We start from the raw sequence: 11,286 nt of genomic DNA on the forward strand, positions 1-11,286 counted from the left end.
CTCTAACTGGGCCTTATCTTTTCGCCAGGCATGCTGTTATTCTCAAATTTTTCGTTTAATGCCCGCCGTCGCCATGATTTTTGTGGTAATTTCTTCAATTGAATAACGGGTGGAATTGATAAAAGGAATATTTTCTTGTTTGTACATGGCTTCTACCTCAGCAATTTCACGGCGGCATTGCTCTGTGGAGGCATATTGGCTGTTGGGCCTGCGTTCCGTACGAATATGCTGCAGACGTTGCGGATCAATCGTTAAGCCAAATAATTTATGTTTATAGGGTCTTAACACATCCGGCAGGCGAAAGTCAGCCAACTCTTCTTCGGCAAAAGGATAGTTTGCAGCCAGTATACCGAATTGCAGCGCCATGTATAAACAACTTGGAGTTTTACCACAGCGGGATACTCCAATTAAAACGATATCAGCCTTGTCATAATCTTTAATTTTTATGCCATCGTCATGAGCCAGGGTATAATTTACCGCTTCAATGCGCTGGTTATAGGATTGCGTATCACTCACTCCATGCGTGCGTCCCACCGTATAAGAAGATTTGGTATTCAATTCCTGCTCCAGAGGTGCAAGAAAAGTATTAAACAAATCATATATACTGGCTTTGGAGTTTTTTATATGGGCACTGATTTCCGGGTTGACCAATGTCAAGAAGACAATGGGCTTTATACCGGTTTCCTCATAGCAATGGTTAATTTTATTTATTACCGCTTCTGCTTTTTCAATAGAGTCAACATAAGGAATGGTTTGTTTTTCAAATTGTATTTGCTCAAATTGGGTTAACAAACTGTTGCCTAAAGATTCTGCAGTGATCCCGGTGCCGTCTGACACCATAAAAATGTATCGTTTCATTTCCATTCTCGTTAAGCCTGACATGGCAATTATAGGTCTTATCTGCTATGTTGTTTAAAATCAAGTGGTTGGAGGAAATCCTTATGGAAAAAGATCGCTACCAGCAAAGTCATGGATGGTATATTACTGGCATGATATCGCTTATTTTAAGTCTTGTCTTGTTTGCATTTTGTTTTTATCTCTTGCCGTTCTTGTTGTTTGGATTTGTTTATGATGTACCCGAGTTTATTTTGTACCTGCGGGAATTTTTTGAGGATAAATACCAAATTACTACACGCGCTGCGGGCTTGATCATTTTTTTTATTTTTTTCTTACTGGCGGCCCTGGCAGCCTTTGCAGCTTATTTAGCTTCCAATCGCATTGAAAATCGTATTTTTAATATAAAGCAGGAAGGCGAGGAAGGCTCGTCGCGAATACGTCAAGAAGCCAAGGAAACGGCAAGCATTTTATCAAAGATTATAATTGTTGTTATACTTATATTTATTGGGGCGATTTTGCTGCAATGGTTAATTTATGTACCTGCAGCTACCCCAATTGATTAAGGAGCGGTGATGCTTTTTTTAACAAAATTTCAAATTAAACGCTTGATAAAAAAAATCAGGGTCTTGCAACAAAGCCGGTTGCACAATCAACCTACGGATGAAGCTTTGCAAAAAGAGGTTTCTCTATATCATACTCTGGCTGCGTTATATGAGTCATTGCAGGGTAAGAAGAAATACCCTTTTGCACGTGAACAAGCTCTGGAATGCTACCGTGCCGCCACCACAATAAATGATCCTGCCGCCCAATATATTTTGGGAAAAAACCTTTTAGAAGAGGCTAAACTGCGCGAACAACTCCAAAAAGAAGAAGTGTTTGCAAGCACCAGCAATGAAAGGCGCATGAAGCAGCTATACGAGGAAGCCCTTGCTTATTTAACAGCAGCTGAGAAGTTGCAACATATACAAGCAAAGCGTTTACATGGTTTATGTTACATCAACGGTTGGGGTGTTGAGCCTGATAAGAAAAAAGGGTTTGATTTAATTGTGGCCAGTATTGATCAGGAAAACAGTTGGGATAAAGTGCCGCAAATATTTGCATCCATGGGATTAAATAAGCCTGAGTTTTTCTCAGCACTGGCGCAGCATCGCAAATCTTAACTTTTGTGAGTTCGCGTCGTTTAGACTCTCGACCACGATATTATATTGTCGCAGCTTTGACCCAGTATGGTTGCTTTATGCCATATTAACCTCCACAATGAATAATTATCCATGCGATTATCCAGCCAATAATAAGGATTACCTGCTCACAAAATGATCTAGGTGGTATGAAGTCATTCTGGGATAGCCCACCTTTATGCTTTTACACGAGCTTCTTAGAGCTTGTCGAATACTTGAAATAAAACAGCTTTTATTTAGCCAATTCCCAGGAAATTGATAATTTTTGCGGTACTTTTTTGAATGTTTGCTCAAATTCCGATGGGCCCTATCGAGCCGGATATGCTTTTTACTTATTATTTGTCCATGATGTATAATAATTTTTATTTATTGTAAATTTTGAGCAAAGCCAATGATTCTCTCGAATGATGGTACCATTCTAATACAGATTTTGGGTGCAGACATAGAAAATGGCACCTTCGCAATTCCTAACTCGGTTACCAGGATTGGTAATGGTGCATTTTATGGCTGCAGCAGTTTAAGGGAAATCCACTTGCCAGAAGGCCTCACTCAGATTGGTGAGGGTGCATTTTATGGCTGCAGCAGTTTAAGCGAAATTCACTTGCCAGGAGGCCTCACTCATATTGGTAATAATGCATTTTCTGGCTGCCGCAGTTTAAGGGAAATTCACTTGCCAGAAGGCATTACCCAGATTGGTGGTGAGGCATTTGCTCGCTGCAGCAGTTTAAGAAGAATCTACTTACCAGAAGGCATCACCCAGATTGGTAATGAGGCATTTTATGGTTGCCAAAGCTTGGCTGATATCGTTATCAACAGTGATGATGAGAAAGAAATCGCCCGTGTCAAGTCTTTACTTCCCGGGGATCTACACCAGCACGTGGTTAGCAAAGCGTATTATGATAAGGCACAACAGAAAATAGAATCATTACTTGCAAGACCTGAATTCAATCCACTGTATCCTTTTATGGTGAATGAGAGCCTTTCTTTATTCCCGGATGCTCTTACTGTTATTGGCGGCTTTCAAAGAGAGAGCAGCCAATCCTATCAATCTGCCAAGCAGGCAATGGAAGCCCTTCCCATCCCCAAGAATGATGGGCAGATGCAGGCTTATCAAGAAAAAATAGACGATATTGCTGAACAATACTTAAGTCAAGCAGAAGAGGATGCAAGGAAGAAAGTTGAGCATCGCTACACAAAATGCAAGGATCTTTTTCCGGAGCAGACTAAAAATCTTTCTCCTGCTGCGATTAAAAAGTTCCAGGAAAAAAAATATCCATTATTAAGCGAGGAAGAGTTAGGGAAATACCTCGACGCATTTAACAAGTTCCATCAATGCTGTGCTGAATTGTCGCAAAAACATTCTGATTTTGTAACGCGTGATGAAAAAGCGGCTACCCGTGAAACGCGTGAGTTGTTAAAGACCCTGCAGCTTGCTTATATTGATTACATGAAAGATTCTAGTAAGATAAAAGAAAAAAGCGAGTTGTCTGAACGAGCGAAAGCATTCAGACAAACCTGCCAGGCTGCCATTGACAAAGCCAGACCAGAGCTTGAGAGACATAGGGGGTTAAAGAAAATTTTAACCAATCTGGCCATTGCTTTGGTGACCTTGGGCTTGGCATTTGTGGCTAATTACATAATAACCGGTCGTTTCTTTTTCCACCCGGCAACTGCTTCTGAAAAGATTCTTAACAAAACCAGCAAGGCAATTGATGAAATTGACTTCCCTGGACTCGAGCAGGGGCCAAAAAAAGGAGTATGATTTAGTAATGTCCTAAGTTTTGTTAAGCAGCATTTAATCGAAGATAGGCACAGATTTTGCCTCACATCACACTGCCTTAGCGGGGGGTGCTATTGGCAATGAGATTACCTGCTCACAAAATGAGCTAGATGGTATGAAGTCATTCTGGGGTAGCGTACCTTTATGCTTTTACACGAGCTTCTTAGAGCTTGTCGAATACTTGAAATAAAACAGCTTTTATTTAGTCAACTCCCAGGAAATTGATAATTTTTGCGGTACTTATTTGAAGGATGGTTCAAATTTAGATGCCCCCTATCGAGCGAGCCAGACATGATTTGCTCATTATATATACATGATGTATAATAACTTTTATTGATTGTAAATTGTGAGCAAAGCCAATGATTCTCTCGAATGATGGTACCGTTCTAATAAAGGTTTTGGATTCAGATATAGAAAATGGCACCTTCGCAATTCCTAACTCGGTTACCAGGATTGGTAATGATGCATTTCGTGACTGCAGCAGTTTAAGTGACATCCATTTGCCAGGAGGCCTCACTCATATTGGTGCTGGTGCATTTGATGGCTGCAGCAGTTTAAGCGAAATTCACTTGCCAGAAGGCATTACCCAGATTGGTTATTGTGCATTTTCTGGCTGCAGCAGTTTAAGCGAAATTCACTTGCCAGAAGGCATCACTCAGATTGGTGCTGGTGCATTTAAGGGCTGCAGCAGTTTAAGGGAAATCCACTTGCCAGAAGGCATTACTCATATTGGTGATTATGCATTTTCTGGCTGCAGCAGTTTAAGTGACATCCACTTGCCAGAAGGCCTCACCCAGATTGGTGATTGGTATTTTTTTGGCTGCAGCAGTTTAAGGGAAATCCACCTGCCAGAAGGCATTACCCAGATTGGTTATTTGGCATTTTATGGCTGCAGCAGTTTAAGGGAAATTCACTTGCCAGAAGGCATCACCCAGATTGGTGATGAGGCATTTTATGGTTGCAGCAGTTTGAGGGAAATCCACCTGCCAGAAGGCATTAACCAGATTGGTTCTTGGGTATTTTATGGCTGCAGCAGTTTAAGTGACATCCACTTGCCAGAAGGCATTACTCAGATTGGTGATTATGCATTTCCTCACTGCAGCAGTTTAAAGGAAATCCACTTGCCAGAAGGCATTACTCATATTGGTGATTATGCATTTTCTGGCTGCAGCAGTTTAAGCGAAATTCACTTGCCAGAAGGCATTACCCAGATTGGTTATTGTGCATTTTCTGGCTGCAGCAGTTTAAAGGAAATCCACTTGCCAGAAGGCATTACTCAGATTGGTGATTATGCATTTCCTTGCTGCAGCAGTTTAAAGGAAATCCACTTGCCAGAAGGCCTCACTCATATTGGTGTTGGTGCATTTTATGGCTGCAGCAGTTTAAAGGAAATCCACTTACCAGAAGGCATCACCCAGATTGGTAATGAGGCATTTTATGGTTGCCAAAGCTTGGCTGATATCGTTATCAACAGTGACGATGAGAAAGAAATTGCCCGCATCAAGTCTTTACTTCCCTGGTATCTACACCAGCACATGGTTAGCAAGGCGTATTATGATAAGGCACAACAGAAAATAGAATCATTACTTGCAAGACCTGAATTCAATCCACTGTATCCTTTTATGGTGAATGAGAGCCTTTCTTTATTCCCGGATGCTCTTACTGTTATTGGCGGCTTTCAAAGAGAGAGCAGCCAATCCTATCAATCTGCCAAGGAGGATATGGAAAATATTCCGATACCTGAGAACGAAGCGCAAATACAGGCTTACCAGGAAAAATTAGACGATATTGCCGAGCGATACCTGAATGAGGCCAAAAATGAGGCGAGGAAGCAAGTTGAGCATCAGTACCAAGAATCCATTAAGCTTTATCCTGAGCAAATTAAAAATTTTTCTTCTACCGATATAAAAAAAACCAGAGAAAAATATCCATTATTAAGCGAGGAAGAGTCAGGGAAATACCTCGATGCATTTAACAGGTTTCATCAATGCTGTGCTGAATTGTCAAAAAAACATTCTGATTTTGTAACACGTGATGAAAAAGCAGCTACCCGTGGAACGCATGAGCTGTTAAATACTCTACAGCTTGCTTATATGGATTACATGAAAGACGCTCGTGAGATTGAGGAAAAAAGCAAGTTGTCTGAACGAGCAAAAGCATTCAGGCAAACCTGCCAGGAAGCCATTGACAAAGCTACGCCAGAACTTGAGAAACATAGGGGGGTAAAGAAAATTTTAACCAATCTGGCCATTGCTTTGGTAACTTTGGGCACGGCGTTTGTGGTTAACTACGCATTAACTGGTCGTTTCTTTTTTCATCCAGCAACTGCTTCTGAAAAGATCCTTAATAAAGCCAGTAAGGCAATTGAGGAAATTGACATCCCTGCGCTTAAGCAAGAGCCAAAAAAAGGAACATGATTTTGGCTCTCACATAAATTTTATCTGCAAGCACAATAAATGCATCTAAATTTGACCAATGATTTCAAATAAGTACTGCAGTAAAAGGTAATCCATTTCCTTGGTAATCGAGCGATCGATGCTGTTTTTATTAATTTTGAAAATAATTAGACTTCTTTCTCAATTGAGACGTGTTTTAATTATATTTCAGCAGCTATGGGTATATCTGTTTGCTGCGAGATACAAATTGATATTTATGCAGGGTGTTACGATGCCTTTTCAATATGCATGGGATACAGTGTTTTTTAACTGGCTTAAGCAATCTCATGAATAGAATCGGTGGGCAAACGAGCGAAGTCACGAGCTAAGAGACTAAATATAGAGCTTTAAATACCATCGTATAATGTTTTCTCCATAAAATAATGAAACCAATCCAGCCAGGCAAAGAAAAGGGCCGAATGCGATGGGGGTTTCTTTAGTTTGTTTGGTCGTTTTTAAATAAATAATGCCAAAAATACCGCCTATAACGGATGAAAGGAGCAGGATAAATGGCAGTTGCATCCATCCAAACCAAGCGCCAAAAGCGGCGAACAGTTTAAAATCTCCGTGCCCCATGCCGATTTTACCCGTAAACCAATAAAAAAGTTTTATAAAAAGCCATAAACTCATATAAGCCGCGGCAGCACTTAATACCGCATCTGGTAAGGAAGTGAACAAACTTTGAGTATTTGCAATTAATCCAAGCCAGAGCAAACTCAAGCTCAATGGGTCTGGGAGTAATTGATGCTGTATATCAATAAAGCAAATGATTAATAACAACCATATAAACAACAGGGAAAAAACGAAACTTAAACTTATGCCAAAATGCCAAAATGCCAAAAAAGAAAGTAGGAGAGAGAGTAATTCAACGAGGGGGTAGCGCAAGGGAATACGGGTTTCACAGTGGCTGCATTTGCCCCTCAATACACAGTAGCTAAGTAGGGGAATATTATGCCAAAAGGGAATCGTGGTTTTGCAGCCTGGGCAAAAAGAGCGCGGTAAAAATAAATTTATTCTTGCCGTAGGCTCAGCAGGTAATTCGAGAAGGCAGCGGCATTCAGCCAACCATTCTGCTTTAAGCATCAAGGGCAGACGATATATGACCACATTTAGTAAACTGCCCACGGCCAGAAAAAATAAGGCTAAAAAAATATGGAGAGCCAGAGGAGATGCTTGAGTAATTTCATTTAACATAAAGTTACACCACGGAGCCAAGTTTGAAGATAGGCAAATACATCGCAACGACTAATCCGCCCACCAGGACTCCTAATATTGCCATGATCATCGGTTCTAATAAACTGCTTAACGAATCGACGGCATTGTCTACTTCTTCTTCATAGAAATCAGCCACCTTAGTCAGCATTTGTTCCAATGCGCCGGATTCCTCTCCGATAGCAATCATCTGCACCACCATGTTGGGAAACAATTTGGTATTTTCCATGGCTACTTGCATTTGTTGACCGCTTGAAACTTCTTCACGAATTCGATCCGTTGCATTTGCATATAAGTAATTACCTGTGGCACCTGCTACAGATTTCAAGGCTTCTACCAAGGGCAATCCTGCGGCAAAAGTAATCGACAGCGTACGTGAGAAACGGGCAATGGCTGCTTTCTCGATAATGGGACCGATAATAGGAATTTTCAATAAATAACGATCAATGGTATGCGCAAAATTTTCAGAATGATTGCGTGCATATATAAAGGCATAAATGGCAAGCCCTAACATACCAAAAATGATATACCAATAAGCTTGGAAAAATTCGGAAAGGGAAATAACCCCGCGGGTGAGGGCTGGTAAATCTGCCCCAAACCCTTTAAACAAGGATTCAAATTGTGGCACGACGAAAATTAACAGCCCTGCGGTTACCAAAAATGCAATCACCATAACAGCTATGGGATAAGTCAGCGCTTTCTTTATTTTTCTTTTTATCGTTTCAATCTTTTCTTTATAAGCGGCAATTTTTTCCAGCATGAGATCTAAAGAGCCAGATTTTTCACCGGCATCAACCAGGTTACAAAACAATTCATTAAAATAGGCTGGATGTTTGCGTAAAGACTCGGCGAGAGTTGAGCCTGATTCTACATCTTTTTTAATCGTTTCAATCAAATCTTGCATGCGTTGGTTGCTCTGCCCCTTGGCAACGATGTCAAATGCTTGAATCAAAGGGATCCCGGCTCCAATCATCGTGGCTAGTTGCCGGCTAAAAACGGCAATGTCGGCTTGTTTTATTTTCCGGTTTTTTCGGCTGAATAATGGTTTTCTTTTTTTTACAATTTTGCGTGGGATCACCCCTTGCTTGCGTAACTCTACCTTGGCGATAGTCATGCTGCGTGCCTCAATAACACCCTGCAGTTTTTCACCAGACTGGTTCACTCCTTCCCATCTGTAGCGGGTCAGTGTTTCATTACTTTTTGCCATGATCCTAATCCACCGTGACTCGGTTTACTTCTTCAATGGTTGTCACCCCTTCTTTAATTTTTTGCAGTCCCGATTGATAGATGGTAACCATGCCTTCTTTTTGGGCAATATGCAAAATATCTAAAGAGTTACCTCCGGACATAATCAAGCCCCCCAGTTCTTTAGACATGGGCATGACTTCAAATAGTCCAATCCGGCCGCGATAACCATTTGTACACTGGGAGCAGCCTTCTGCTTTATAAATATGCAGATTTTTAATGTCGGTTTCAGAAAAACCTAATTCCAAAAGACTGGAGGCGGGTATATCATCCCGGATCATTTTACATTGTTCGCATAAACGGCGTACCAGGCGCTGCGCGATGATAAGACTTACAGAGCTTGCAATATTAAAAGAAGGGATCCCCATGTTAACCAAACGGGTAAGCGATTCTGCGGCGCTGTTTGTATGCAGAGTGGACAATACCAAATGTCCGGTTTGTGCGGCTTTAATTGCAATTTCAGCGGTTTCCAGATCACGTATTTCCCCTACCATGATAATGTCTGGATCTTGGCGTAAGAAAGAACGCAAAGTGCCTGAAAAAGTCAAGCCAGCTTTAGGGTTGATGTTCACCTGATTAATGCCGGAAACTTTTATCTCTACCGGATCTTCGGCAGTGGAAATATTCCTTTCCGGCGTATTTAAAAGATTTAAAGCGGAATAAAGAGTCACCGTTTTACCGCTTCCGGTGGGACCTGTTACTAAAATCATTCCTTGCGGACGGCCAACGGCGCGTAGAAAATGTTCTTTTTGTGTTTTGCTAAATCCTAACGATTCAATTCCTAGCTTGGTGGCGCCTGGATCAAGGAGTCTCATCACTACTTTTTCGCCAGCCACAGTAGGGCAGGTGCTTACCCGAAAGTCGACCGAGCGGGTAGGGGATAATTTCAATTTAAAGCGCCCATCTTGCGGTATGCGCCGTTCCGAAATGTCAAGATTGGCCATCACCTTAATACGGGCTGCAATGCGGGAAGCTAAGCTGATAGGCGGAGCCGTTACTTCATTTAAGATGCCGTCTTGCCGGTAGCGAATGCGAAATGTGCGTTCATAGGGTTCGAAATGGATATCGGAAGCGCCTTTTTTTATGGCTTCTACTACAATGCGGTTGACGAATTTTACAATGGGTGCATCTTCGCTGGACAAGCCTAGCGTTTCCGCTTCTTTTTCTTCGTCATCCGTACTGAATTCTACGCCGTCGATTTCCTGGGATTCTTCAAAATAATGAGCTAACCCCTGGCTTTCTTTTTCGTGGAGCAGGTTATCAATGAAATCTTGTAATTTATCTGTCTCGACTACTAAGGGTGTAGGGTATAACCCTGTGTGGAATTGAATTTCTTTTAAAGATGAATGTTTACTGGGATCATCCATAGCCAAATACAATTGTTTGCCACGGTTGAACAATGGAATTAGACCGTGGCGTTTTATTAATTTGTCACTGACAATGGCTGCAGGAATGGCATCCAGATCCACACAATCTAAATCAATCAGGGGAACACCAAAATTTTGTGCCACAGAGACAGCGATTTGTTTTGCAGAAAGGATGCGATTGGCTACCAAATATTGCTGTAAACTAAGCTTGTTAGCTACAGCAGCTTTTTGATAAATTAAGGCTTTTTCTCTATCCAACAGCTTTTCTTGAACTAAAAGTTGAGCAATTCCATGTAAGTGATCTTCTTGAGCAACCGCCATAATCCTATAAATCAATTTATTAAGTATGTGATAACTATAGACAAAAAAAAACATAACTGCATTAAAATTGCCTAGATTATTACAAGGATTGAATGATCACTAGCAAATATCATCGGTAGCTTGTTTCAATGGGTGAGTGTATAGTAAAAAATACGTCTCGTTTAATTAATAGCTTAAATTGGCATTGGAAGAACAAGCATTTAAATATCGCTCGTTAGATGAGTGGTTTAACACACCGCAAGGGGCGCGCATTGGTTTGGCGTTTGCAGCGGAGCTTAATGAAATTTGTGAGCAAATCAGCGGGACGACTTTACTGCAATTAGGTAATTGCGGTGACAATAGTTGGCTTCCTGCGTTCAAGTTTCGGCATAAGTGGATCATCACCCCATATATTGATTATAAAAAAAGCAGTATTATTTCTTCTGTAAACCATTTGCCCATAGAGCGAGATAGTATTGAATGCCTGATTGCGCCATTAACTCTTGAGGCTTTTCGTGGTGATAAAAATCCTCTGGATGAACTGGATCGCATCATTAAGCCTATGGGGTATATTATATTTTTAGGTATCAATCCCTGGAGTTTTTGGGGGGCATCACTTAAATGGGGGCACCTGCATTGCTTTGCTCATGGCTCGATCTCCTTGGTTTCTTCGTTCACAATAAAACGGGCCATGTTAAATCGAGGGTATCAGCAGTGTTCGCATAACAGTTTTTATTACGTTCCCCCGGTAAAACATCATCGCTTCATACAAGCTTTAGAGTTTATGAATGCGATGGGTAAAATGATTTGGCCTTTCCCAGCCGGTTTTTATTGTTTAATCATGCAAAAATATCAGTATTGTTCGCCCGATTTACTAATAAAAAGCGAAGGCGAATTGGTGTTGCAGGGAAAATCGTCTTTGGCTACCTGAT

The 11,286-nt window shown here is 41.2% G+C and carries 9 protein-coding genes; 5 read left to right on the plus strand and 4 right to left on the minus strand.

Translation table 11 applies throughout. The features are described 5' to 3' along the window. Positions 1–42: 42 nt before the first annotated feature. Positions 43–858, minus strand: coding sequence for a pyruvate, water dikinase regulatory protein (locus NKV53_RS02690; RefSeq protein WP_126954860.1), 816 nt, complete (start codon positions 856–858; stop codon positions 43–45). An 83-nt stretch (positions 859–941) separates the two neighbouring features. Here NKV53_RS02690 and NKV53_RS02695 point away from each other — a divergent pair, with 83 nt between their 5' ends. The 4 genes from NKV53_RS02695 to NKV53_RS02710 all read left to right on the plus strand — a co-directional run bounded on the left by NKV53_RS02695 (position 942) and on the right by NKV53_RS02710 (position 6,212). Next, positions 942–1,400: a hypothetical protein gene (locus tag NKV53_RS02695; protein WP_126954859.1), complete on the plus strand. Its 459-nt coding sequence runs from the start codon at positions 942–944 to the stop codon at positions 1,398–1,400. Positions 1,401–1,409: 9 nt separating this feature from the next. Beyond that, complete coding sequence (locus NKV53_RS02700; RefSeq protein ID WP_127057358.1) at positions 1,410–1,997, plus strand: sel1 repeat family protein; 588 nt, start codon at positions 1,410–1,412, stop codon at positions 1,995–1,997. Between the two features lie 409 nt (positions 1,998–2,406). After that, positions 2,407–3,777 carry a leucine-rich repeat domain-containing protein gene (locus NKV53_RS02705; RefSeq protein ID WP_253350654.1) on the plus strand — a complete coding sequence of 457 codons (1,371 nt, stop codon included), beginning with the start codon at positions 2,407–2,409 and terminating at the stop codon, positions 3,775–3,777. A gap of 377 nt (positions 3,778–4,154) precedes the next feature. Then, positions 4,155–6,212, plus strand: a complete 2,058-nt coding sequence (locus tag NKV53_RS02710) for a leucine-rich repeat domain-containing protein (protein ID WP_253350655.1) — start codon at positions 4,155–4,157, stop codon at positions 6,210–6,212. A gap of 351 nt (positions 6,213–6,563) precedes the next feature. Here the strand turns inward: NKV53_RS02710 and NKV53_RS02715 are convergent, their stop codons facing one another. From NKV53_RS02715 to pilB, 3 genes are read right to left on the minus strand one after another with little or no spacing between them, the layout of a single operon-like run. Then, positions 6,564–7,424, minus strand: coding sequence for an A24 family peptidase (locus NKV53_RS02715; protein ID WP_126954916.1), 861 nt, complete (start codon positions 7,422–7,424; stop codon positions 6,564–6,566). 4 nt (positions 7,425–7,428) lie between these two features. Then, on the minus strand, positions 7,429–8,649 hold the full coding sequence (locus tag NKV53_RS02720; protein WP_127057353.1) for a type II secretion system F family protein: 1,221 nt from the start codon (positions 8,647–8,649) through the stop codon (positions 7,429–7,431). A 4-nt stretch (positions 8,650–8,653) separates the two neighbouring features. Further along, positions 8,654–10,375 carry a type IV-A pilus assembly ATPase PilB gene (gene pilB, locus NKV53_RS02725; RefSeq protein ID WP_126954918.1) on the minus strand — a complete coding sequence of 574 codons (1,722 nt, stop codon included), beginning with the start codon at positions 10,373–10,375 and terminating at the stop codon, positions 8,654–8,656. 184 nt (positions 10,376–10,559) lie between these two features. Here pilB and NKV53_RS02730 point away from each other — a divergent pair, with 184 nt between their 5' ends. Continuing rightward, entirely contained in the window at positions 10,560–11,285 is a 726-nt protein-coding gene (locus NKV53_RS02730) for a methyltransferase (RefSeq protein ID WP_158616425.1), read from the plus strand. Position 11,286 lies beyond the last annotated feature (1 nt).

This window comes from Legionella sp. 27cVA30 (genome assembly GCF_024160945.1).
Lineage (GTDB): Bacteria > Pseudomonadota > Gammaproteobacteria > Legionellales > Legionellaceae > Legionella_A > Legionella_A septentrionalis.

Bases quoted from the DNA above. Each gene is read 5' to 3' on its own strand.
- NKV53_RS02690 (WP_126954860.1), bottom strand. From the start codon at position 858: ATGAAACGATACATTTTTATGGTGTCAGACGGCACCGGGATCACTGCA.
- NKV53_RS02695 (WP_126954859.1), top strand. From the start codon at position 942: ATGGAAAAAGATCGCTACCAGCAAAGTCATGGATGGTATATTACTGGC.
- NKV53_RS02700 (WP_127057358.1), top strand. From the start codon at position 1,410: ATGCTTTTTTTAACAAAATTTCAAATTAAACGCTTGATAAAAAAAATC.
- NKV53_RS02705 (WP_253350654.1), top strand. From the start codon at position 2,407: ATGATTCTCTCGAATGATGGTACCATTCTAATACAGATTTTGGGTGCA.
- NKV53_RS02710 (WP_253350655.1), top strand. From the start codon at position 4,155: ATGATTCTCTCGAATGATGGTACCGTTCTAATAAAGGTTTTGGATTCA.
- NKV53_RS02715 (WP_126954916.1), bottom strand. From the start codon at position 7,424: ATGTTAAATGAAATTACTCAAGCATCTCCTCTGGCTCTCCATATTTTT.
- NKV53_RS02720 (WP_127057353.1), bottom strand. From the start codon at position 8,649: ATGGCAAAAAGTAATGAAACACTGACCCGCTACAGATGGGAAGGAGTG.
- pilB (WP_126954918.1), bottom strand. From the start codon at position 10,375: ATGGCGGTTGCTCAAGAAGATCACTTACATGGAATTGCTCAACTTTTA.